The following is a 23623-nucleotide window of genomic DNA, read 5'->3' as shown; positions in this document are numbered from 1 at the left end:
GATATCGTGCTCGAACCTAAAGTATACATTGTGGGTGCCGGACCCGGCGATCCGGAGCTGATTACGGTAAAAGGCAGCCGGATTCTGCGCTCTGCGGACCTCGTGCTCTATGCCGATTCCCTGGTCAGTGAGGAGCTGATCCACAGTGCGAAGCCCGGTGCAGAGGTGCTGCGAAGCTCAGGGCTGGATCTGGAGCAGCAGGTGGAGCTGATGGCGGCAGCAGTCCAGGCCGGTAAAAGCGTAGCCCGCGTCCACACGGGCGACCCGTCCATGTACGGCGCGATTCTGGAGCAGATGTCGCTGCTGAAGCTATGCGGCGTCCGCTATGAAATTGTGCCGGGTGTAAGCTCGGTCTTTGCATCCGCTGCGGCGCTTGGTGCAGAGCTGACCGTGCCTGATCTGACACAGACGGTAATTCTGACCCGTGCGGAAGGACGCACACCGGTGCCGGAGCGCGAGCAGCTGCGCAAGCTGGCCGAGCATCACTGTACAGTGGCGCTGTTTCTTAGTGCCTCCCTGGCCGGGCATGTGACCGGAGAATTCCTGGCTGCAGGCTGGAGTCCGGATACACCGGTAGCTGTTGTGAAGCGGGCCACCTGGCCGGATCAGCAGATTCTGCGGACAACGGTGCAGAATTTGGGGCCGGATCTGCGGGAGGCGGGTATCACCATGCATGCCATGATCCTGGCCGGCTGGGCGCTGGACCCCGGGCTGACAGACCGCGATCAGCACCGCTCCAAGCTCTATGACAAGGCATTTACCCATGGCTGCCGGGAAGGAATTGGCTCTGGTGAGTAAGCGGCGGTATGCAGCGGTCGCGATCACGCGAAACGGCATCGGGCTGGCGCTGAAGCTGGGAGCGGGGCTCGGGGAGACGGAAGTCTTTTGTTTTGCCAAGTATAGTATCGGGGTGGAGGCACGGCCTGGGGAGGTTTCAATTTTTGACGGGCCGGTAAAAGATTTGCTCCCCCGGCTCTTCCGGGATTACGAAGGCGTCATTCTGTTCTTCTCACTGGGCGCCGCGGTCCGGCTGATTGCTCCGCTGCTGCAGGACAAAAGAACCGATCCTGCCGTCATCGTCATTGATGAGCGCGGGGAGCATGTTATCAGCATGCTGTCCGGCCACCTCGGGGGGGCCAACAGACTGACGCTGCAGATCGCCGGGCTGCTCGGCAGTCATCCGGTAATTACAACGGCTTCTGATGTGCAGGGCACCTTCGCTGTGGATCTGCTTGGCCGGGAATATGGCTGGCGCGCGGACAGCTTTACCCGTATGAAAAGTGTCAGTGCTGCGCTTGTCAACGGGGAAGCGGTAGCTTTTGTCCAGGAGAGCGGAGAGCCGGGCTGGCTGCCGCCGGGGGCAGTGCTGCCTGAGCATGTACGCGTATTCGCCAGCAGGGATGAGCTGCGAAGCAGCGGCTTCCGCTTCTGTGCAGCGATAGTGGTTAGTGACCGGCTGCCGGATGAAGATGAGCCGGAGGAGGCCGTGCTTGCTGAATGCGCTGTAGTCTATCGTCCGCGCAGCCTGGTGCTCGGTTTGGGCTGTAACCGCGGAACCTCTGCGGAAGAGCTTGAAGCTGTAGTGCTGCATTCGCTGGCAGAACTCAGGCTATCGCTCTACAGTGTGCGGAATGTGGCTACTGCCGGGATTAAGGGCGATGAGGCCGGATTGCTGGCTCTGTGTGCCAAATACGGCTGGGAGCTGGCGTTGTATTCACCGGAACAGCTGAACACAGTCATGCTGGACAATCCTTCGGAGGTAGTGTTCAGAGCGACCGGAGCGTACGGAGTCTGTGAGCCTGCCGCACTGTTGTCTTCAGGTGCGCAGGCGCTCCTGCAGCGCAAACATAAAAGCGGAAATGTGACAATCGCCGTAGCGCGGGTTGTCTATGCCGGTTAGAGCGGGGGAGAAGCGGTGAGAGAGACATGGAATGAAATGAAGGACCGGGAGCCGTTCTTGCAGACACGCCCGCGCTTTGTAGTAGCAGGCACGGGCAGCGGCTCCGGCAAAACAACGGTCACACTGGGACTGATGCGGGCGTTTGCCCGGCGCGGCCTGAGGGTACAGGGCTTCAAATGCGGGCCAGACTATATCGATCCTGCGTATCATACTGCAGTCACTGGCCGTTCTTCCCGCAACCTGGACTCCTGGATGACTTCAAGCAGCTATCTGCAGGAATATTTCCTGCGCGTATCGGAGGATGTGGATCTGTCAGTCATCGAGGGTGTGATGGGGCTGTATGACGGCAAAGAGGACACAGCACTCACCGGATCAACGGCAGAAATCGCCATCCTGACGGACAGTCCGGTGCTGCTTGTAGTCGATGTCCGCAGTATGGGACGCAGTGCTGCGGCCATTGTGCTCGGCTTTCAGCAGCTGGAGCCGGAGCTGCGGATTGCTGCGGTCATAGTGAACCGCTGCGGCAGTGAGGGCCACTACCGGATGGTCCGGGCAGCGATTGAAGCGGCCTGCGGCATTCCGGTCATCGGCTGGCTGCCGCGCGACGGTGGTCTCGATATCCCGGAGCGCCATCTGGGCCTGCTTCCCGCTGTGGAGCGCGGAGAGCTGGAGCCTTTGTTCGAGCATGCCGCCGATCTGCTGGCGGAAGGCACCGATCTGGAGCGGCTGCTGGAGCTTGCCGCAGCTGCGCCTGCATTGCAGTATCCGCCGGAACCGGATGCGGTGCTGCAAGCGCAAGGGCCCTCGCAGGGCTGCCCGGGTATACTGGAGCCAGGAATGCCGGGGTTTACGGCGACTGAGACTCCGGGTTTGGGCAGCCCGCCGGCAATGGAGCCTGCATCACAGGAGCGGCCTGTGTCAGCAGGGCCAACCTTGTCTTCAACGGCAGTACGGATAATGCCGGCGGATACGGACAGGCCGGCACACCGTTCTGTCCAGCCGGTCATTGCCGTAGCCCGGGATGCGGCGTTCAATTTCTATTACGCCGACAATCTGGAGCTGCTCGAGCGCGCAGGTGCGCGGCTGGTTCTGTTCAGCCCGCTGAGCGGAGAGGGAATCCCGCCGGAGGCCGACGGAATCTATATCGGCGGCGGGTTTCCGGAAGAATTCGCTGCTGTGATTGCAGCGAATTCGCTCTTCCTGGACGGCGTAAGAGCTGCAGCTGCAGACGGAATGCCGCTGTATGCGGAATGCGGCGGCTACATGGTGCTGGCCCGCAGCCTTACTGACCGCTCCGGCGCTGTGCATGAGATGGCCGGGATCATTCCGGCGCACACCGTAATGCAGGAACGCCGCGCCGCTCTCGGGTACCGTGAGGTGACAGCCCTTCACGATTGCCTGCTGCTGAAGCAGGGCGGGCGACTGCGCGGCCATGAATTCCATTATTCCGGCATGAGCTACATTCCCGGCGAAGCCCGGACTTATGCCTATGAGAGCAAAGGCAGAGGGGGCAGTCAGCCGGAGGGCTACATCAGCGGCAACATTATGGCTGCTTATGCGCATATTCATTTGGCGTCCCATTTCCCGGCCGCCGGGCGGCTGGTGGAAGCCTGCCGTACTTATCGGGAACAGAAGAAGCAAGCGAAGCAGCGGCTCTGATTATTCCAGACCGGAGGAGAAGGCAGAAACTGGACTCCGTATAAATCCTGCACCTAATCCTGCATGAAATCCTGCACGAAATACAACATTCCCCACAAGATATCGATGATAATCGGACATTGTTGTATGAAAGGCAGGATTTCGCCTCCATCAGGTCGGTTAGCGGATTGAATTCTTGTATTTTCTGCAACAATCTTCATGAATACTCTAATATTAGTGAACTCAAGTTGTAATACTTACAACTTTTGAGCCTGTCCATACTGAGGGAGCCTAACAATCACTTCGCTGCCGGGTGAGACTCTAGGCTCATAGCTTAACCCTTGGCCGGATTGCCTAATTATATAGTCTATACAAGTGGTCCATACAAGTGGTCTATACCATGAGAGCTTAAGTCTCTTACTTTTCGGATGAACAAATTGGATGGCCTAAATTTATGGTCCGTAGGGATTTCGGCCATCAGTAAGACAGCCTTCTAAAGTCCTTATCTTGTATATTCAGGGCTGTTTGCCTGCTAATCAATATCGTTCGGGTAATTCGTGCATCAGCCAGCTCGTAATACTAACACCTTGCCCGAACCGCCATTGACTGGTTTTTCACTCCCCGCTGGAGAGTGGAATTCCAGAATATTTTTTAGCCGTACCATCTATGTCAACCGCTTGTCATACATCTGTAAGCCTCGTATAATAGGATCAAGAGAGCGCTTTATTACCCTGCTGGCAGGTTACCGGCTTATTTTTTATCAGGGGATAGATTGGATTATATGCTGCTGAATTTCAAAGTCTGGAAGCAATCACTTAATGATGGTAATGGAGAAGGGAGCACGCTGCAGTGAAATTGTTGGGAGCGATCGAAGCAGGAGGAACAAAGTTTGTATGCGGAATCGGGAATGAGGACGGGACGATTATCGACCGGGTGAGCTTTCCGACCACAACCCCTCAAGAAACGATGGGGCTGGTATTAGATTACTTCTCCGGTAAAGATGTGGAGTCCATTGGCATCGGTTCATTCGGACCGATTGACCCGGTGATCGGCAGTCCTACTTACGGTTATATTACAACCACACCGAAACCCCACTGGGGCGGATATAATCTCGTTGGAGCCGTGACGGAGCAGCTTGATGTTCCGGTCGGTTTCGATACAGATGTGAACGGAGCTGCCCTGGGCGAGTACACTTGGGGTGCCGCGCAAGGGCTGGATAGCTGCCTCTATATCACCGTAGGCACCGGCATCGGCGCCGGTGCAGTGGTCGGCGGGAAGCTGATCCATGGGCTGTCCCACCCTGAGATGGGACATATTCTGGTGCGCCGCCATCCGGAGGATCACTATGAAGGCTTCTGCCCTTATCATGGCGATTGCCTGGAAGGCCTGGCGGCAGGTCCGGCTATCGGCAAGCGCTGGGGCAAGCCTGCGGGCGAGCTGCCATCGGATCATCCGGCCTGGGCGATGGAGGCCCACTATCTGGCCCACGCCCTGATGAACTATGTGCTGATCCTATCGCCGCAGAGAATCGTGATGGGCGGCGGCGTGATGAAGCAGAGCCAGCTCTTCCCGCTGATCCATACCAAGCTGCAGGAATTGCTTGGCGGATATGTGCAGCATCCGGCGCTCAATGAAGCCATCGGCGGTTATATCGTCCCTCCTCAGCTCGGGGATAATGCGGGACTCTCCGGTGCGCTTGGCCTTGCGAAGCTGGCGCTTGACGGACAGTAGAATATCCTACAAAAAGGCATTGACTGTTTCGCAATATGTGGTATCCTAGGTTTTAACAGTATAGCATTTAAGAGGAAGCACCTCTTTCACGGATTTTCGTGGGAGAGGTGCTTTTTTTTGTGCAAAGATAAGAATTTATAGGCTCCGCGCAATAAATGTTCCTTATCTTTCCCGCTGAAACGGTATCGGCGGGGGCAGGTAATCCGGTCCGCACAAAGCTCATGCATACTGTAAGACGATGAAGGTAGGGATTCATATGCAGATCGTATTTATGAACCGTTTGTCCAGAATGTCAGGAGTAGACCAGGAGGTATTTGCCCAGTTGTGGATTGGAGAGGAGGAGGGACTATGGCGCCTGGGCTGGCGCGACTTCTCAGGAGAACAGGAAATGGGTGACAGCTTATGGTATGAAGGCGGTTCATGGAATGAGATGCTGTGTGTGTACCGGCATGAGCTTGCAATGAAGATGGGAGACGGTTACCGCCCCCTGATTGACGGTGTATTTCATGAAGATGAGCATCTTAACAGCCGCGGCCAGGAGCAGCTTAAGCTGCAGTATTACAGTGAGCAGTACGCAAATGAAACGGTCTATGAGGAGCTTTGCTCCTGGCGCAGGGGGAAGGCCTCAAGCGAACGCAAGGCACCTTACATCTTGGCCAGCAACCGTCTGCTGCGGATGATAAGTGCATTTCTGCCCCATACGGCGGAAGAGCTGCTGCAGATTCCCGGCGTAGGTGAAGGTAAAGCCTCGCAATATGGCGCCGACTGGCTCAGTATTACCTCCGGTGTGCAGCGTGAGCATCAATATCCGCTGGGCTGGGTAAGTGATTCGATCGACGAAGAGAGCTTTGTTTCCTGGCTGTACAAACAGAAGGAGCTGAAATACAAGAAGCAGCTGGAGCGGCTGAGACTGCGGCGTGTGCTGCTTCAGGGGATTGAAGAAGGGCAGGGAATGGAGCAGCTCAAGGGGCTCAGCGGGGTCTCCCGCCGTGAAGTTCTTGAAGCTGTAGAGGAACTGGAGAAGGACGGTTATTCCGTCGAGAAGCTCATTGCTCTTGAACTCAGTGAAGTTACTTCCCAGGAACAGAACAATATATGGACAGCCTATGAGCTGATCGGTGATACCTTCCTGAAGCCCGTCCTCTATAAGGCCTATGGCGAGGATTTCTCCCCCGCAGAGGGCCTCGATATGTACTATGAACGCCTGCGGCTGATCCGTATCCGCTTCCGCCGGGAGCAGCCGGCCTCGTTAGGACTGGCTACGAATCTGTAAGAAGCAGCCTTCTTCCCCGGATTAACCCTGCACAGCTTGCTTTTCCTTTCACGAGAGAGGAAGCGCGCTGCAGGGTTTTATCTGCGGCCGGCAGTGTTGTCCAGGTTATTAGGAGAAAGGGGCGATTAGCGGTACTATACCTGTATGCAGTTAAAAAGGAGTGGGACATATGATAGTAACGTTGACGGTTAATCCTAGCGTCGATGCCAGTACAAGCATAAGTAAGGTTGTTCCCGATCATAAGCTGCGCTGCCGTGAAGCCTCGTACAAACCGGGGGGCGGCGGTGTTAATGTGTCACGGGCAATTCACAGACTGGGCGGGGATTCCCTTGCACTCTATGCCTCAGGCGGACTTCATGGTCAGCTGCTGCACCATATGCTGGAACAGGAGGGCGTAAGGCATCAGGAGATTCCGATCAGCGGGCAGACCCGGGAGAATCTGATTGTCGTGGAGGAATCCACCGGGCAGCAGTTCCGGTTCGACATGCCGGGCCCGCGGTTCATCGAAGGTGACTGGAAGGAGTGCCTTGAGCAATTAACGGCGCTGCCGGATAAACCTGCTTATCTTGTAGCCAGCGGCAGTCTGCCCCCGGGCTGCCCGGCTGATTTCTATGCACGTGTCATTGAAGCAGCGAAGCCTTGGAAGGCCCGGGTGATTATCGATACTTCCGGCGAAGCGCTGCAGCTTGCGGCTGATGCCGGCGTATATCTGCTGAAGCCGAACGCACGTGAGCTGGAGGAATTGGTAGGGCATGCAATAACCGGTGATGAGGAAGTGAAGGCAGCCGCACTGCAGCTGATTGAAGAAGGCCGGACGGAAGTAGTGGTAGTCTCACTGGGCGGGGACGGGGCGCTGCTGATTACCAAAGACGGCTGCGAGCATCTGCTGGCACCTGAAGTTCCTGTACTCAGTGTAGTAGGCGCTGGCGACAGTCTGGTTGCGGGACTCGTGTACAGTCTGGAACGGGGCTGGCCGCTGCGCAGAGCCGTTCAGTTCGGCATCGCCTCCGGAGCTGCAGCTGTCATGAATCCGGAGCGTCAGCTCTGCAAGCGCGAGGATACGGAGCGGTTGTTTGCCGGCATGGATACCGGCGCAGCCGGACACATGTAGTTTTGTGGCCGCCATATACCAAAAAGACGAAGGCTTCCCTATACCCTGAGGTATCCGGTGCCTTCGTCCTGCGTATTCGTCCGCCCAGTTTCATAGCCAATCCTTCTTGCGGAAGATCACCAGCATTCCGCAGCCGAGCGTCACCATGACGGCGATGACTCCATAATAGCCGTACTGGGAATGGGTCTCGGGAATATTGTCAAAGTTCATACCGTAGATACCGGTAATAACGGTCAGCGGCATGAATATCGTAGTAATTGCCGTAAATACTCTCATGATTTCATTGGCGCGGTTAGCAATACTGGACTGATAAGCTTCACGTAAGTTGCCCATGAGGTCGCGGTACGTTTCAAAGGTTTCAGAGATCTTGACCGCATTTTCATAAATATCGCTGAAATACTTCTGCAGCTGATCGTCGATCAGGCGGAGGTCTTTTTTGTTGAGCGTGTTGATAACTTCCTTCTGCGGGCCCAGCATCTTCTTCAGCCAGAGAATTTCACTGCGCAGACCGATGATCTCGCTGAGATGCGATTTTTTGGTGTGCATGAGGATATCCTCCTCCAGCTTCTCAATCCGCGCTTCAATCCGGTCACCGACCGAGAAGAAGTTGTCGACCACAAGGTCGATTAACAGGTACAGGAAGCGGTCCGGCTCACTGACCTCCTGCTCCCATAGAATGGGCTTCAGGACGCGCAGCTCATGGATCTTCTGCTTCGTAACGGTGATGATGAAATGTCTGCCCAGGAATACGTTGAGCGCGCGGAGGAAGATTTCCTCGTCATCAAACCGGATGCTGTTGACTACGATAAAATAATGGCTCTCATAGATCTCCAGCTTCGGGCGCTGATCCTCTTCACTGAGACAGTCCTCGACAGCCAGATCATGCAGATTGTACAAAGGCTGAAGCTCAACAAGATCCTCAACATCCGCATCAATCCAGTAGAAACCCTCAGCGGGTGCGGTAAGTGTATCCTCAATATTGTCAATAGTCGTAAAAACCCCTGCGTTCACCAGCCGGATTTTCATCTGATTCACTCCTTCTGTCCCTGGTCTTCTCCAGGGATATGCTAATTAAAGCACAGAGAAAAAATCAGCTTGGCCGGTGGTACAATCATGGATGAAGGCCAAAAGACGGTCCGAGAGCATGAAGAAGAACTGCCCCCGCCGCCGGCAAGCTGATGTTAATCCTGTGTGGTTGTTCTTTCTGCACGCTTATTCGCGAGCCCGGGTCGCCTTCCATTCTTCTCTCACCTCTTCTTTTCGCCGTTTATGGTTGAAACACTTGTCTAGTATAACGCCGGGGTATGGCTCTTTCAAGAGAAATTCTTTTCATTCTCCAGGCCCCTTAAGCATTGTATGGACTTGACGAAAAGGAGGTTCATGATTTAAAGTGAATTTTAAGAAAAGTATCCGCGGATGCTTTGGAATAACCCCAACTGAATACAGCTAAATCTTATCAAGAGCAGGTGGAGGGACTAGCCCGATGAAACCCGGCAACCGGCGTGTGAACGCACGGTGCTAATTCTTGCGGAAGCTTTGCAGGACGTTATTCGTCCGGCGGAAGTTCTCTGGCAGATGAGAGAGGCGCATATGACTGCAGATATATGACCTTTCTCGCCCGAGAAAGGTCTTTTTTCGTTGTTTTACATCAGATTTAACCGCCAAGCGGAACCTAATTTCAGTTAAGGAGTGGAAACAGCAATGCCTATTAAAATTCCCGACAGTCTTCCGGCCAAAGAAGTATTATCCGGTGAGAATATTTTTGTAATGGATGAAAGCCATGCCTTTCATCAGGATATCCGTCCTTTGCGGATCGCCATCCTGAATCTGATGCCGACCAAAGAAACCACGGAAACGCAGCTGCTGCGCCTTATCGGGAACTCACCGCTTCAGGTGGACGTTGTTCTGCTGCATCCCAGCTCCCATACCTCGAAGAATACTTCGGCAGAGCACTTAAAGAGCTTTTACAAAACCTTTGATGAAATCAGTGACCGCCGCTTTGACGGCTTGATCATCACCGGGGCTCCGGTGGAACAAATGGAGTTCGAGGATGTCAACTACTGGGAAGAGCTGAAAGTGATTTTTGAATGGAGCAAGCAGAACGTAACCTCGACCATGCATATCTGTTGGGCCGCGCAGGCAGGACTGTACCACCACTTCGGCGTGCGTAAGGTGAGTCTGCCGGATAAATGCTTTGGAGTGTTTCCGCATACGCTGAGCCATAATAATGTGAAACTGCTGCGGGGCTTCGACGAAGTATTCCATGTGCCGCATTCCCGTCACACCGATGTCTCCCGTGAGGATATAGAGAATAATCCGGATCTGCAGATTCTGGCGGAATCAGAGGAAGCCGGTGTGTACCTGGTTTCTGCGCATGACGGCAAGCAGATTTTTGTAACCGGACATTCAGAATATGATCCGTTCTCCCTGAAATGGGAGTATGACCGCGATATCGCCAAGGGCATGGATATTGAGATTCCGAAGCACTATTATCCAAAAGATGATCCCACCCGTACACCGCCGGCCGTCTGGCGCGCCCATGCCAACTTATTATTCGCTAATTGGCTCAATTACTATGTATACCAGGAGACACCCTACGATATCGGAGCGTTTATTTAAAAAAATTATTTATATATAGAAGCAATGGTTACACGCACAAAACTTTTAGGAGGCAATGGAAATGGACGAGAAACTGAAAATTGAGAGCAGACTGGCACAGATTGGTTCGATGGAGGACCCCGCGACAGGGGCGATTAATTATCCGGTGTACAACGCGACGGCATTCCGTCACCCGAGACTCGGACAGAGCACGGGCTTTGATTACATCCGCACCAAAAATCCTACCCGCTCTGTGCTCGAAGATGCGGCAGCGGCGCTGGAATCCGGCGATGCCGGCTTCGCCTGCGCCTCAGGTATGGCTGCACTGACTACTGTGTTTGCTTTGTTTGGACAAGGTGATCATCTCGTTGTCTCGCTCGACCTGTATGGCGGAACGTACCGTCTGCTGGAACGGATTCTGTCCAAATACGGCATCAGCGCCTCCTATGTGGATACGAATGATCTGGATGCTCTCGAAGCTGCGCGCCAGCCGGGCACCAAGGGTGTATTCATTGAGACACCAACCAATCCGCTGATGATGATTACGGATATCGAAGCGGTATGTACATGGGCCCGCCACCACGGGCTGCTTACGATTGTCGACAATACGCTGCTTACCCCGTTCTTCCAGCGCCCTATTGAGCTTGGAGCAGATATCATCGTTCACAGCGCGACCAAATATCTGGGCGGACATAACGATGTCCTTGCCGGACTTATTGTGACCAAAGGTGCTGAATTGTCCGCAGAAATGGCGATTCTGCATAATTCACTGGGCGCTGTCCTTGCACCAAACGACAGCTACCAGCTGATGAAGGGGATGAAGACACTTGCCCTGCGCATGGAGCGGCATGAGAGTAATGCGCTGGCTCTCGCCCGTTATCTGCTGGAGCATCCGGCCATTGCCGAAGTCTTCCATCCGGGTCTGCCGGATCATCCGGGATACGAAATCCAGAAGCGCCAGTCCTCCGGCAACACCGGGATTTTCTCCTTCAAGGTGAAGGATGCCAGATACGTGGAGCCGCTGCTCCGCCATATCCGCCTGATTGCTTTTGCTGAGAGTCTTGGCGGTGTGGAATCGCTTATGACCTATCCGGCTGTACAGACTCACGCCGATATTCCGGCGGAAATCCGGGATGCGGTTGGCGTAGATGACCGGCTGCTGCGTTTCTCGGTCGGCATCGAGCATGTGGACGATCTGATCGCTGATCTTACCCAGGCACTGGAGGCTGCGCGCACCGAGCTGGAATAGGCATCCTGGAACCTTGGCAGCCAGATAGAATCACTGTATACATTGAACAGCAGCGCCAATGGGGTGCTGCTGTTTTATTTGGCGAAAGATTTTTCAAGCTCATCCGATTGTGATACGATGGGGGAACGAGTTTGTTTATTTTTTAAATTAAATTCATCTACTATACTTCATAGGATTAAGAGGAGGCTGCGAACGTTGAGTGCAATTGATCTTATTCTGGATAAGACACTTAAAGGTGAACGTCTTCAATTAGAAGACACAATCACGCTGTTCGAAAGCAATGAAATTGAGAAAATGGGCGCGGCTGCGGATATTATTATGAAGCGCTGGCACCCGGACCCGCTGGCTACATTCGTAATCGGCCGTAATATTAACTACACCAATGTGTGTGATGTCTATTGCCGCTTCTGCGCCTTCTACCGCAGACCGGGTTCGGAAGAAGGTTATGTGCTTCCCGATGAAACGATCTATCAAAAGATAGCCGAGACGATCAGCGTGAACGGGACTGAAATTCTGATGCAGGGCGGAACGAACCCGAATCTGCCGTTCAGCTATTACACCGATATCCTGCGCGGAATTAAGCAGCGCTTCCCGGAGATCACCATGCATTCCTTCTCACCGGCAGAGATCATGAAGATGGTCGAGGTCTCCGGACTGCCGCTGGAGCAGGTCATGCGTGAGATTCATGCCGCAGGCCTGGATTCCCTGCCCGGCGGGGGAGCGGAGATTCTCGATGACCGCACGCGCCGCAAGATCAGCCGGCTCAAAGGCTCCTGGCGCGAGTGGATGGATGTCATGCAGACTGCGCACCGGATCGGCATGAACACGACAGCCACGATGGTGATCGGTCTGGGCGAGAGTATGGAAGAGCGGGCGCTGCATCTGCTGCGTGTCCGTGAAGCCCAGGACGAGTGCATAGCGAACAAATATGACTCCGAAGGATTCCTGGCCTTCATCTCGTGGACCTTCCAGCCGGATAATACGAACCTCAAGCTGGACCGGCAGACACCGGAGGAATACCTCAAGACCGTGGCAATCAGCCGTCTGGTGCTGGATAATATCAAGAACTTCCAGTCCTCCTGGGTCACGATGGGCCCTGAGGTCGGTAAGCTTTCCCTGCAATACGGCTGTAATGACTTCGGCAGCACGATGATCGAGGAGAACGTAGTTTCCTCGGCGGGCGCAACCTACAAGGTTAACATTGAGTCGATTACCCAGCTGATCCGCGAAGCAGGCAAGATCCCGGCGCAGCGCAACACGCGCTACGACATCCTGCGGACGTTCGAGGATGCGAACGCCAAGATCGACAATGACTTTATCATGCAGAACTAGAGGGTAGCTATAGTGTGTTTTTGGCATAATAGGGTATATACTTCAAGGGTAAAATAGCGGGTATGTGCTACAGATAATGTAGTGTTTACCCCGTTATTTTCATAATTTCAACTACAACGCTTGTTCAATATTAATCCATTTGGAGGGATTAGTTATGGACAAGCGTTCTTTGTCGTCTGGAAGAGACATCCGGGAGAAAGAGGTGCTATTATCCATATAATCCATTATGCGTTAATTTTTAATTGTGAAATCACTTAAATAAGCATGTGGGAGGCTGAAGATGAAACCAATACATTTTGAACGCCCAACAGAGCATTATGATGAACGAATTACCGATATAAATACGTTGTCTCCCCGCCATTACCTGACGATGCTTCAGGATTGCAATTGAGGTTCACACAATACATCAACCCTTTCAAGAAGAGCGAGACAGGCGACGAGATAGTATTTGAGATTTAGCAAAAGCGAAAGATAGCCCTTCAGCACATATTAGATGTGTAAGAGGGCTGTTTATCAATGTCTTTTTTCCATCTATTCCACCGGCACCGCTAGCATCAGCTACGGGCGAGCCAATTGTATTCGAAATTTCGAATACATTATGCTCATTGAGCCACGTGCGAGCCTTCGCTTAGCTTTTCCGGTATTGGCACCAGCCCCCATCAACTCACCCAAACCTTAAATATCGTTTGACCATCCCGCTCCTCTTCATCAGCATAGATATCATTAAAAGAAGCGTGGCCCAGAGTCTTCAGGCGTGTCAGGTTATAGACCAGCGCAAACGCCAGCTTAGGATCACCAGTCCAATAGCCGTCAAACTGGTCTCCGCCAATTTTATTATAGGCATCACTCATAACCCATTCTTCCGCTTCCCGTAAAGTATCAAAGGTGAGCATTTCCTCAAACCAGCGGATATCTTTCCGGTTAGTGCTCCGGTTCTCGTCTTTGATCCAGAATAATTCTTCATGTGTATTCTTTCCCTCGTCCATAGTCAACCCTCTCCTTATAAAAATATGAATGCAACATATCCTTTTTTACATTTTACACAATTCGCAATTCTAGTTAACCCAGTTTGATAGATAGGAATAAGTTGATATGTTACGCTTTGACGGTCAATTTAAAGAGATTAACTGGGAGGGTATAAGATTCTATGGTACAAAAACGTTGGAATAAGCCTATTGCTTCAATATTGGCTACCGCTGTGATTACAGCACAGGTGCTGGGCGGAGTCGTTGCCGGTTCAGTACTGGGAGCCGGGAAGGCAGCAGCTGAACCTGCGTCAGGCGCGATCAACCTGCGGCTGATGAGTACTACAGATGTGCATACCAATGTGATGGGCTGGGATTACTTTAAGAACCAACCGTCTCTGACGGTAGGACTGGACCGGACGGCTACGCTGGTGAAGCAGGCCAGAGCCGAGGAGAAGGGTGTTAACAACCTTTTGCTCGACAACGGAGATTTGATTCAGGGTACACCGCTGGGAACGTACGCTTCGAAGCAAGTTGATGGAGACGGCAAGACTAAGCAGATCAATCCGATGATTGCAGCTTTGAATACCATGAACTATGATGCTGCGACACTCGGCAACCACGAATTCAACTATGGACTTCCTTATCTGGAGAGCATTACTTCTGCCACTTCAGCCACATATGAGTATACAGACATTCCTTTTATTAATGCGAATGTGTATGCCGTAGACGGGGACGAGGATGATTCCAATAACCCGAACTATTTCACTCCTTATAAAATAATCGACAAGGCAGTTACCGACAGCAACGGAGCTACCCAACATGTTAAGGTCGGCCTGATTGGTCTCGTTACTCCGCAGATTATGGATTGGGACAAGGTCAACCTGGAAGGTAAGGTCATTACTAGGGACATCGCTGAAACGGCCGCTAAATTCATTCCTCAGATGAAGGAAGACGGTGCGGATATTATCGTTGCGATGGCGCATACCGGATATGATAATAATGCAGTACCCGGAACCAAATCTGAGAATGACATCAAATCACTAAGTCTCGTGCCGGGGATTGATGCCATTACGTTCTCTCATACCCATAAGGTATTCCCGGCTGCGACTGTGGAAGCGCTGGACGCATCCTTCAAGGATTCTACGGGTAAAGCTGTACTGCCCGGCATCGATAATGCCAAAGGCCAGATCAACAATGTTCCAGCCGTTCAGGCGGGATTCGGCGGCGCCAATTTGGGTCTCATCGACCTGGCAATCGTTCCGGACCCACAGCGGAGCGGACACTTTATGGTGGACAAGAGCGCTTCGGTTTCGTCCACCCGTTCGATCTACAGAACGGAGAACAAGGTTAATATTGCAAACGTAGAGCCGGATGCTGAGCTGGATGCAGTGGTTGCCGCTGATCACCAGGCTACGATTGCTTATGTCAATCAACCCCTTGGACGTACGGATGTACCGATGAACAGCTTTTTCGCTATGGTGCAGGATGATCCGACGGTTCAGATCGTAACCTATGCCCAGAAAAACTATGTTGAGAAGCTGATCAATAGTGATCCTAACCTGGCTGCTTACCAGGGAATGCCCATCCTGAGCGTTGGTGCACCTTTCAAGGCCGGACGCAATAACCCGGATGAGTATACTGAAATTGAAGCAGGAGATCTGACCATCCGCAGCGCAAGCGACCTGTATCTCTATGACAACACGCTTAAGGCCATTAAGGTCAAGGGTGAGACTGTGAAAGAATGGGTTGAAATGAGCGCTGGTGCCTATAACCGTATTGATCCTGCGGTGACTACCGAGCAGCCGCTGCTCAACTCCGCATTCTCCGTATTTAATTTCGATGTTATCGACGGAATTAAATACACGATTGATGTCACCAAAAATGCAAGATACAAGCCTGACGGCACGGTGAATGACCTCACGTCTGAGCGGGTTACCTCCATTACCTATGATGACAAGCCGCTGGATATGAATCAGGACTTCATCGTAGTGACTAACAATTACCGGGCAAGCGGCGGCGGGAATTTCCCGGGTGTCAAAACCGGTGCTGCCGGTCTTACGATGGTGCTGGATACCCTGGAAGAGAATCGTCAGATTCTGATGGATTACATCAAGGAAGCAGGAAACGTTAACCAGCCGGCCGATAATAACTGGTCGATCGCTCCGGTCAAAGGCGATGTCAAGGTTACCTTTACTTCTTCACCTAAGGCTAAGAATGCACTTCCTAAACATGATAATATTACCGATACGGGAACCCAGAATCTCCGGGGTGACGAGATTTACAATCTCGACCTGAGCGGAAGCGTCAAAGTCCATCTGCTCGGCATCAATGACCTTCATGGACAATTGGATACGACATCCTTTGTAACTGTGGGTACGGAGAGCAAGCCTGTAGGAACTGCGGCGATTCTGGCAACCTACCTGAAGAATGCCCGTGCCAAATACGATAACACCCTGCTAGTCCACAACGGGGACTCTGTCGGTGCCTCTGCTCCGGTATCCTCCATGGAGCGTGACAAGCCGACCCTGGAATGGATGAACATGATGAAGTTCGATGTGGGAACCTTGGGTAACCACGAATTCGACCAGGGTGTTGAAGCATTGAAGGCACAAATTTTCGGCGGTGCGGACCCGGTTAACCCGAGCATTGTCCATGCACCTGTGAATTTCGATTACATTAATGCCAATGCGATCGACATGAAGACTGGAGAGCCGTTGATCAAGCCTTACACGATTAAAGAAATCGGCGGTGTAAAAATCGGGTTTATCGGCGTAGTAACCAAGGCAACACCAAGTAAGGTATCCCCAGCCGGTACAGCCGGTGTGAAATTCCTGAGTGCTGAGGAAGAAGTTGCTGCTATCGAAAAGTATGCAGCAGAGCTCAAAGGTAAAGGGGTCAACACGATTATCGTGCTTGCCCATGATCCGGCAACCACGAAGGTTGATGCGGCAACGAAGAAAAATGTATCCACAGGTGAGGCTGTAGATTTGGCGAATGCCCTCCCGGCTAATTCTCCGGTAGATGTTATTGTGGCTGGTGACAATCATGCCTACGCTAACGATATAGTGAACGGCAAACTGGTTGTTCAGGCCTACTCTTACGGTACTGCCTATGAAGACATCCGCCTGGCTATCGATCCGGAGACCGGAGAGGTTAAGAGCAAATCTGCTGAAGTAATTACTACCTTCCAGGAGAATGTGACGCCGGATGCTGAAACCAAAGCACTGGTTGATCATTATCTGGCTCTGCATCCTGAGCTGGCTAAGCCTGTAGGGACTACAGATGGCACAGTTACCCGTACAGATGTATATCTGAAGGAAGCTCCCCTGGGCAACCTGATTGCGGATGCTATGCGTCAGGCTGATTTCAAAGACGGTGCTGCTGGTCCTGCTGACTTTGCATTTATGAATCCGGGCGGTATCCGTGCCGATCTTCCTAAGGGGAATGTTCTCTTCGGTGATCTGGCCAAAATCCAGCCCTTCGGCAATACGCTGGTGAAGCTGACGCTTACCGGTGAACAGATCAAAACCTTGCTGCAGCAGCAATGGGCAGTTAAGGCTGATGGAACAGCAGACATCAAGACACTGCAAATTTCCGGCCTGAAATATACGGCCAATATGTATCTGCCGGTTGCCAGCCGTGTGGCCAACCTGACCAAAAGTGATGGGACACCGATTGAAATGTCCAAGAGCTACACAGCTGTCGTCAATAACTTCATGGCTGCAGGCGGAGACAACTATAAGGTATTGACCCAGGCAAGTAAATCGCTGGCCGGACCAATCGATCTGGATGTATTCTATGATTATATTGTGAAGAAATTCAATGGCGGAGCTATTACTGCTGCAATTGAAGGACGGATTACCAACAAAGCTGCTCCAGAAACAGATCCAGGCACTAACCCGGGTACTAATCCTGGTACTGGCACAGGGCCTGTAGCAACGGCGACACCTAAACCGACTGCTTCACCATCAGCTTCTCCTAGTCCAGCCGCATCAGCTACTCCGGCTCCGGCTGCAACCACCGCTCCAACACAGAGCCCGGCCGTTCCTGTTACTGCATTCAAGGATTTGGGTAAGGTAGCGTGGGCTGCAGAAGCTATTAATGCACTGGCGGCTAAAGGTATTGTAAAAGGCATCGACGGCACGAACTTCGCACCCGTGAAGAGTGTAACCCGTGCTGAATTCGTAACTATGCTCGTTCGTTCGCTTAACTTGAGCAATACTGCATCAGCAACTACTTTCAGCGATGTGAAACAAGGTGTCTGGTATACAGATACGATCGCTGCTGCTGTAAACGCCGGTTTGGTGAGAGGCTCAGGGAACGGTAAATTCGAGCCGGGCCGTGAGATCACCCGTGAGGAAATGGCGATTATGATCGCTAATGCCCTCAAGGATCAGCTGCAGCCGGTTGATCCTGCTGCTCTGAATAAGTTTGCCGACAAGGCCAAGATTGCAGCTTATGCGCAGCAGCCTGTGGCGCAGCTGACCCAGTTGGGGATTGTCAACGGTGTGGATGCCCAGAAATTCGCGCCGAAGAGTATCGCGAACCGCGCCCAGGCGGCCGTCATCATCTACCGGATGCTGGAGAACAAAGCTTCCTGATTTCTATACGAATACCATTGAATCAGGCAAAAGGCCCGTGCACATTGTGCGCGGGCCTTTCCGTTTACGAGGATGCTCAGGCTTGTCCAGCCCAGACCATAAACGTCCCGTTATTTCACTGCAGCTTCCCATTTGCAGCGGATGGGGGAGACAATCGCATTTTCTTTTTTGAGCTCGGTGAAGGCCTTGTCGACCGCTTTGCGTTCCAGTCCCGACAGCTTTTCAACTTCACCTGCAGTTACAGGAGCTGCTGAAGCTTTAATGATTTCCAGTACTTGATCCTTAACACTCATGAGTTACACTTCCTTTGTTAGTTATGAATGGGTCTATCCTGATGCTTCGTAACATTCGTATTGTCAGGCAAATTATAAAAGAAAAACGGTAAACAGGCAGTGATATTTTTATATTATCAGTTTACAGTTGTATCCAAAAGTGATATCATAATTATATCAAATACATATCTAATGGAGGCATCTTTATGAAAGAGAAAACATTGCATCCTGTCAGCGGATTCTGGGTTGTGGCTCTAATTGCCATTTGTATCGGGGGCGGAATTTACGGTGCCGTTCAGGAATACGTGGCATTGCCTGTCATCCTGTTTGTTGCAGCCGGTATTCTATGTACGAGTATTACCGTAGTTCAGCCGAACAAGTCAGTAGTCGTGACCTTCTTTGGCCAATATGTCGGTACGATTGCAACCAGCGGGTTGTTCGCTGTCATTCCGTTCAGCATCCGCAAGACCGTATCACTGCGGGTCCGCAACTTCAACAGCGTGAAGCTGAAGGTCAATGATGTGGAAGGTAATCCGATTGAGATTGCTGCAGTGATTGTATTCAAGGTCATTAATTCGGCCAAAGCGCTGTTTGATGTAGATAAGTATATGGCGTTTGTGGAAATTCAGAGTGAAACGGCGCTGCGTCATGTGGCAAGCAAATACCCTTACGATAACTTCAATGAGACTGGCATGTCCCTGCGGGCCAATGCCGATGAGATTGCCAAAGAACTTGCGGTGGAGCTGCAGGAGCGTCTGTCCTTATCCGGTGTAGAAGTGATTGAAGCCCGCCTTACCCATCTGGCCTATTCCACAGAGATTGCCAGTACGATGCTGCAGCGCCAGCAGGCTTCGGCCATTCTGTCTGCACGCCAGATCATCGTGGAAGGTGCTGTCGGCATGGTGGATCTGGCGATCCGCCAACTCAAAGAGAGCGGTGTAGTTGAACTGGACGAAGAACGCAAAGCGGCGATGATCAACAATCTGATGGTTGCGATTGTGTCGGAGCGCGGAGCGAGCCCGGTTATTAACGCCGGCTCGTTGTACTAAGGCGGTAATATTATGGCGGCCAAAAAAAGCTTTCCGCTGCGGATCGATCCCGAACTGCACGAAGCGCTGGAACGTTGGGCGGGAGAAGAATTTCGCAGCGTAAACGGACATATCGAATACTTGCTGCGTGAGTCTTTGAAGCGCGCAGGCCGCTTGCCGGGTAAGAAACGCCGGGAAGAAGAATGAACAGCCTGGGGCGGCGGCGCTTCAGACTTGTATGACATGCCGGTTCCACTTGACGGAAGATAAGCTGAGATTTATAATTACCGTAATTCACGTTATCAGCTTCGACAAAGATATGAATCGATGTTCAGGACCGCTTCAGAGAGAGGAAACCTCAGGCTGCAATTTCCTCCGGTACCGGCTTTTGATTTACCCCTTTGTAGCTGCGGTTATGAATTCCTGGGAATATCCGTTTACGGACATCATTACGCAGGATAGTAAGAACCGCCGGTTCATGGCCGTTATCTCCATGCTGACGAAGGATTCTATTCTGCAATGCCGCTGCTCTGCAGCAGCTTTTGCATAATGGTATCGAATTTGGGTGGAACCACGGGTGCAATCACTCGTCCCTTTGCGGGACGGGTGTTTTTTGTGTGCAGAAGCTAACTTTTAGGAGGAAGAAAAATGTCAGTAAATATCAAACTTCCGGACGGTTCGGTCCGGGAATATGCCGATGGCAGTAGCATTGATGATGTAGCAGCCTCGATCAGCAGCGGACTGCGCAAGAATGCCGCAGCAGGTAAGATCAACGGAATCGTCGTGGATCTGTCCACTCAGCTGCAGGAAGGCGATCTTGTAGAGATCGTTACCCTGGATTCCCCGGAAGGCCTGGAAGTGATGCGTCACAGTACAGCTCACCTTATGGCCCAGGCGGTAAGACGCCTGTTCGGGACTATGGAAGTTAAGCTCGGAGTAGGTCCGGTCATTGAAGACGGCTTCTATTATGATATGGATCTGGAGCATCCGCTTAATCCGGAGGATCTGCTGAAGATTGAGAAGGAAATGGAGCGTATCGTTTCAGAGAACCTGCCGATTGTCCGCCATGAGGTGAGCCGCCAGGAAGCACTGGACAGATTCGGCGAGCTGGCTGATCCTTACAAGCTGGAGCTGATCCAGGCGCTGCCGGAAGACAGTGTGATTACAATCTATGAACAGGGCGAATTCTTCGACCTCTGCCGTGGTCCGCATTTGCCGTCCACTGCGAAGATCAAAGTGTTCAAGCTGATGAACGTAGCCGGTGCCTACTGGCGCGGAGACAGCAAGAACAAGATGCTGCAGCGCGTATACGGAACAGCCTGGATCAAGAAGGCCCAGCTTGACGAGCATCTGCGCCTGCTGGAGGAAGCGAAGAAACGCGATCACCGTAAGCTGGGCAAGGAACTGGAAATCTTCACGTTCAACCAGCTGGTTGGACAAGGCCTGCCGATCTGGCTGCCTAAGGGCGCCAAGCTGCGCAGCATTCTGGAGCGCTATATTGTAGATCTGGAAGCCAGCCTTGGTTACCAGCATGTCTACACTCCTGTACTGGGTAATGTAGAGCTGTACAAGACTTCTGGACATTGGGAACACTACCAGGAAGACATGTTCCCTAAGATGACTATCGATAATGAGGAGTTCGTGCTCCGTCCAATGAACTGCCCGCATCACATGATGATCTATAAGAGCTCGATGCACAGCTACCGCGATCTGCCGATCCGTATTGCCGAGCTGGGTATCCAGCACCGTTATGAAATGTCGGGAGCCCTGACAGGCCTGCACCGTGTCCGTTCGATGACACTGAATGATTCCCATATCTTCTGCCGTCTGGACCAGATCAAAGGCGAGTTCATCCGCGTGCTGGAGCTGATCAAGCAGGTATACAGCGACTTTGGGATTGAAGATTACCGTTTCCGCCTCTCTTACCGGGACCCTAAGGATACAGAGAAGTATTATGCCAATGATGAAATGTGGGAGACTGCACAGCGCATGCTGCGTGAGGTTGTCGAAGAAGCCGGCCTGCCGTTCTACGAAGCCGAAGGCGAAGCAGCCTTCTATGGTCCGAAGCTGGATGTTCAGATCAAAACAGTATTGGGCAAGGAAGAAACACTGTCGACTGTACAGATCGACTTCCTGCTGCCTGAACGCTTTGAGCTGGAATATGTCGGTGATGACGGACAGAAGCACCGTCCGGTTGTCCTGCACCGCGGGATTCTTGGAACCATGGAACGTTTCGTAGCGTTCCTGCTGGAGAACTTTGCCGGATCACTGCCGCTGTGGCTGTCTCCGCAGCAGGTAAAGATTATTCCGGTATCCTCGGCCTTTGATGAATATGCGAAGGAAGTGGCTGCCAAGCTGCTGCGCAGCGGCATCCGCGCCGAAGTCGACTTGCGCAATGAGAAAATGGGTTACAAAATCCGTGAAGCACAGCTGGAGAAACTTCCATATATGTTCGTTGTAGGCGAGAATGAAATGAATGCCGGGAGCGTATCGATCCGCAAACGCGGAGAAGGTGACATCGGTGCCAAACCGCTCCAGGAAGTCATTGATTCGCTTGGACAGGAAATTGCGGGACGCGTAATCTAAAGCATACACAAGCTGTTAATAGTACGTATAATTACCAATAAATAACCTCTGTTATAAGCCGCATGGGACCGCTATTATCCGGTTTCAGGTATAAAATTTTGTGAAACGGGAAACCTTCGCTATATGGGGAGGTTTAACTAATGAACAAAATGGGCTTATACCAGAGGTTTTGGTGTCTTTTCGTCACCATCGTGCTTCTGCTGACAGCAGCCGGGATCTACCCGGATTATTCGCGCAAATCGGCACAGGCAAGAGGGACGGAAGACACTGCAGGACAACTGAGTGCAGTCACCACGAATTCTCAGGTTCAGCGTCAAGAGGCTGGTTCGGCATCCCGTCTGGGAGGCTCTTCGCGGTTAAGACAGCCGGTTACCGTCCAGGCTCCTAAGCCAGCACAGGTGCCGGAAAGTAAGCCGAAGGCGAAGGCAGCCGCCAAGCAGCCGGATTCGGTACCGGTAGCTGCACCTGCGCCGGAGCAGATCATCACTTCAATGAAAGTAACAGCGACCGGCTATACGGCCGGATACGAATCCACAGGCAAGACCGCGAAGCATCCGCAGTACGGAATTACGTATTCGGGTGTCAAGGTACGCCGGGACAAGAATGCCGTATCCACCATTGCTGCAGACCCGAAAGTTCTGCCTTTGGGAAGTATTTTATATATACCGGGTTACGGATATGCTATAGTGGCCGACACCGGTTCGGCGATTAAAGGGCGGAAGATTGATCTGTACTTCAGCACCACCAAGCAGGTGTATAAGGAATGGGGCAAGAAGACCGTTGTCGTCCAGCTCATCAAACGAGGCAACGGAAAATGTACGGAGAGTATGCTGAAAAGTCTTGGACATGCAATCCAGACCTATAATGCAGTGCCGCAATATTTGCTGGAAGAGGTTATTTAAGGGTTGGGCCGGCCTCACTGAGTTTGAATTATTTTTCACGTAAGCATGCATAATACGGCTTCACATTTCCCATAATATCGACTGGGGCAAGCGACTTGCCTCTTCCGAGATGAGGGAGGTGAACAATTCCGTGGCTAATTCCAAGAAACCAAAGGTACAAGAGAACTACAAAACACCGAATGAAAAATACAATGCTGAGTTTGCCGTTGAGAACGACGGTGCAACTACTAAGAGCAACACGTTCTCCAAACCGGTACAAAAACCGCAGCAGTAATGCTGGGGTTGCCGGTATGAGCATTTGAAGCGTCAAGGCTGTCCTCTCAAGTCCGGATTATGGGCTGGAAGGGCAGCTTTTTTATGGGCATCATACAATTTACGGAATATTCCAGCCGCCTCGGTCTGGAGACTGAGGCCTGTTTCCTTCTCACGCCGCT

19 protein-coding genes and 1 riboswitch are annotated in these 23623 nt (G+C 52.3%); of the genes, 16 read left to right on the top strand and 3 right to left on the bottom strand.

Features of this window, described 5'->3' with window-relative positions:
- Positions 1-3 precede the first annotated feature (3 nt).
- The 6 genes from cobM to MHI42_RS10720 all read left to right on the top strand — a co-directional run bounded on the left by cobM (position 4) and on the right by MHI42_RS10720 (position 7653).
- Positions 4-798, top strand: coding sequence for a precorrin-4 C(11)-methyltransferase (gene cobM / locus MHI42_RS10745; protein WP_342424717.1), 795 nt, complete (start codon positions 4-6; stop codon positions 796-798).
- A complete protein-coding gene (locus MHI42_RS10740) occupies positions 746-1900 on the top strand; it encodes a cobalamin biosynthesis protein (protein ID WP_342423748.1) in 1155 nt (384 codons plus the stop codon). The genes cobM and MHI42_RS10740 overlap by 53 nt, the downstream gene beginning before the upstream one ends.
- Before the next feature lie 36 nt (positions 1901-1936).
- Positions 1937-3559: a cobyrinate a,c-diamide synthase gene (locus tag MHI42_RS10735; RefSeq protein WP_342424716.1), complete on the top strand. Its 1623-nt coding sequence runs from the start codon at positions 1937-1939 to the stop codon at positions 3557-3559.
- Positions 3560-4387: 828 nt separating this feature from the next.
- Entirely contained in the window at positions 4388-5269 is an 882-nt protein-coding gene (locus tag MHI42_RS10730; protein ID WP_342423747.1) for an ROK family protein, read from the top strand.
- A gap of 256 nt (positions 5270-5525) precedes the next feature.
- Entirely contained in the window at positions 5526-6542 is a 1017-nt protein-coding gene (locus MHI42_RS10725) for an HRDC domain-containing protein (RefSeq protein WP_336102641.1), read from the top strand.
- Between the two features lie 169 nt (positions 6543-6711).
- Positions 6712-7653 carry a 1-phosphofructokinase family hexose kinase gene (locus MHI42_RS10720; RefSeq protein WP_342423746.1) on the top strand — a complete coding sequence of 314 codons (942 nt, stop codon included), beginning with the start codon at positions 6712-6714 and terminating at the stop codon, positions 7651-7653.
- Positions 7654-7743: 90 nt separating this feature from the next.
- Here MHI42_RS10720 and corA read toward each other — a convergent pair whose 3' ends face one another.
- Entirely contained in the window at positions 7744-8679 is a 936-nt protein-coding gene (gene corA / locus MHI42_RS10715; RefSeq protein WP_042211571.1) for a magnesium/cobalt transporter CorA, read from the bottom strand.
- Between the two features lie 424 nt (positions 8680-9103).
- Positions 9104-9235: riboswitch (SAM riboswitch) on the top strand.
- A gap of 119 nt (positions 9236-9354) precedes the next feature.
- Here corA and metA point away from each other — a divergent pair.
- The 3 genes from metA to mqnC all read left to right on the top strand — a co-directional run bounded on the left by metA (position 9355) and on the right by mqnC (position 12832).
- Complete coding sequence (gene metA, locus MHI42_RS10710) at positions 9355-10272, top strand: homoserine O-succinyltransferase (RefSeq protein WP_042135138.1); 918 nt, start codon at positions 9355-9357, stop codon at positions 10270-10272.
- A 61-nt stretch (positions 10273-10333) separates the two neighbouring features.
- Positions 10334-11500: an aminotransferase class I/II-fold pyridoxal phosphate-dependent enzyme gene (locus MHI42_RS10705; protein WP_171718920.1), complete on the top strand. Its 1167-nt coding sequence runs from the start codon at positions 10334-10336 to the stop codon at positions 11498-11500.
- Between the two features lie 195 nt (positions 11501-11695).
- Positions 11696-12832: a cyclic dehypoxanthinyl futalosine synthase gene (gene mqnC, locus MHI42_RS10700; RefSeq protein WP_042135145.1), complete on the top strand. Its 1137-nt coding sequence runs from the start codon at positions 11696-11698 to the stop codon at positions 12830-12832.
- Positions 12833-13491: 659 nt separating this feature from the next.
- Here the strand turns inward: mqnC and MHI42_RS10695 are convergent.
- A complete protein-coding gene (locus tag MHI42_RS10695; RefSeq protein WP_342423745.1) occupies positions 13492-13818 on the bottom strand; it encodes a hypothetical protein in 327 nt (108 codons plus the stop codon).
- A gap of 161 nt (positions 13819-13979) precedes the next feature.
- Here MHI42_RS10695 and MHI42_RS10690 point away from each other — a divergent pair, with 161 nt between their 5' ends.
- Complete coding sequence (locus MHI42_RS10690) at positions 13980-18401, top strand: bifunctional 2',3'-cyclic-nucleotide 2'-phosphodiesterase/3'-nucleotidase (protein ID WP_342423744.1); 4422 nt, start codon at positions 13980-13982, stop codon at positions 18399-18401.
- Between the two features lie 110 nt (positions 18402-18511).
- On the opposite strand, the gene MHI42_RS10685 is transcribed toward MHI42_RS10690, so the two are convergent.
- Positions 18512-18694 (bottom strand): hypothetical protein, encoded by a 183-nt coding sequence (locus MHI42_RS10685; RefSeq protein WP_039303325.1) that lies wholly within the window; start codon positions 18692-18694, stop codon positions 18512-18514.
- A gap of 185 nt (positions 18695-18879) precedes the next feature.
- Between MHI42_RS10685 and MHI42_RS10680 the strand changes: the two genes are divergently transcribed.
- The 6 genes from MHI42_RS10680 to MHI42_RS10655 all read left to right on the top strand — a co-directional run bounded on the left by MHI42_RS10680 (position 18880) and on the right by MHI42_RS10655 (position 23463).
- The gene (locus MHI42_RS10680; protein WP_042135152.1) at positions 18880-19722 is read left to right on the top strand and encodes an SPFH domain-containing protein; all 843 of its coding nucleotides are present in this window, start codon (positions 18880-18882) and stop codon (positions 19720-19722) included.
- A 12-nt stretch (positions 19723-19734) separates the two neighbouring features.
- On the top strand, positions 19735-19908 hold the full coding sequence (locus tag MHI42_RS10675) for a toxin-antitoxin system HicB family antitoxin (RefSeq protein WP_039303331.1): 174 nt from the start codon (positions 19735-19737) through the stop codon (positions 19906-19908).
- Between the two features lie 208 nt (positions 19909-20116).
- Positions 20117-20251: a hypothetical protein gene (locus MHI42_RS10670; protein WP_342423743.1), complete on the top strand. Its 135-nt coding sequence runs from the start codon at positions 20117-20119 to the stop codon at positions 20249-20251.
- 98 nt (positions 20252-20349) lie between these two features.
- A complete protein-coding gene (gene thrS, locus MHI42_RS10665; protein ID WP_042135157.1) occupies positions 20350-22287 on the top strand; it encodes a threonine--tRNA ligase in 1938 nt (645 codons plus the stop codon).
- A gap of 140 nt (positions 22288-22427) precedes the next feature.
- Positions 22428-23189, top strand: coding sequence for a 3D domain-containing protein (locus MHI42_RS10660; RefSeq protein ID WP_042135159.1), 762 nt, complete (start codon positions 22428-22430; stop codon positions 23187-23189).
- Between the two features lie 130 nt (positions 23190-23319).
- A complete protein-coding gene (locus MHI42_RS10655; protein ID WP_156118574.1) occupies positions 23320-23463 on the top strand; it encodes a hypothetical protein in 144 nt (47 codons plus the stop codon).
- Positions 23464-23623 lie beyond the last annotated feature (160 nt).

The organism is Paenibacillus sp. FSL E2-0178, from assembly GCF_038593005.1.
In the GTDB taxonomy this organism is placed as follows: domain Bacteria; phylum Bacillota; class Bacilli; order Paenibacillales; family Paenibacillaceae; genus Paenibacillus_AQ; species Paenibacillus_AQ phytohabitans.
The sequence above is the reverse complement of the archived record's forward strand: the minus strand, read 5'-3'. Positions and strand labels throughout refer to the sequence as shown.

Coding starts and splice junctions, on each gene's coding strand:
- MHI42_RS10740 (WP_342423748.1), top strand. CDS start 746: ATGACAAGGCATTTACCCATGGCTGCCGGGAAGGAATTGGCTCTGGTG.
- MHI42_RS10735 (WP_342424716.1), top strand. CDS start 1,937: ATGAAGGACCGGGAGCCGTTCTTGCAGACACGCCCGCGCTTTGTAGTA.
- MHI42_RS10725 (WP_336102641.1), top strand. CDS start 5,526: ATGCAGATCGTATTTATGAACCGTTTGTCCAGAATGTCAGGAGTAGAC.
- MHI42_RS10720 (WP_342423746.1), top strand. CDS start 6,712: ATGATAGTAACGTTGACGGTTAATCCTAGCGTCGATGCCAGTACAAGC.
- corA (WP_042211571.1), bottom strand. CDS start 8,679: ATGAAAATCCGGCTGGTGAACGCAGGGGTTTTTACGACTATTGACAAT.
- metA (WP_042135138.1), top strand. CDS start 9,355: ATGCCTATTAAAATTCCCGACAGTCTTCCGGCCAAAGAAGTATTATCC.
- MHI42_RS10705 (WP_171718920.1), top strand. CDS start 10,334: ATGGACGAGAAACTGAAAATTGAGAGCAGACTGGCACAGATTGGTTCG.
- MHI42_RS10695 (WP_342423745.1), bottom strand. CDS start 13,818: ATGGACGAGGGAAAGAATACACATGAAGAATTATTCTGGATCAAAGAC.
- MHI42_RS10690 (WP_342423744.1), top strand. CDS start 13,980: ATGGTACAAAAACGTTGGAATAAGCCTATTGCTTCAATATTGGCTACC.
- MHI42_RS10685 (WP_039303325.1), bottom strand. CDS start 18,694: ATGAGTGTTAAGGATCAAGTACTGGAAATCATTAAAGCTTCAGCAGCT.
- MHI42_RS10680 (WP_042135152.1), top strand. CDS start 18,880: ATGAAAGAGAAAACATTGCATCCTGTCAGCGGATTCTGGGTTGTGGCT.
- MHI42_RS10675 (WP_039303331.1), top strand. CDS start 19,735: ATGGCGGCCAAAAAAAGCTTTCCGCTGCGGATCGATCCCGAACTGCAC.
- MHI42_RS10670 (WP_342423743.1), top strand. CDS start 20,117: ATGAATTCCTGGGAATATCCGTTTACGGACATCATTACGCAGGATAGT.
- thrS (WP_042135157.1), top strand. CDS start 20,350: ATGTCAGTAAATATCAAACTTCCGGACGGTTCGGTCCGGGAATATGCC.
- MHI42_RS10660 (WP_042135159.1), top strand. CDS start 22,428: ATGAACAAAATGGGCTTATACCAGAGGTTTTGGTGTCTTTTCGTCACC.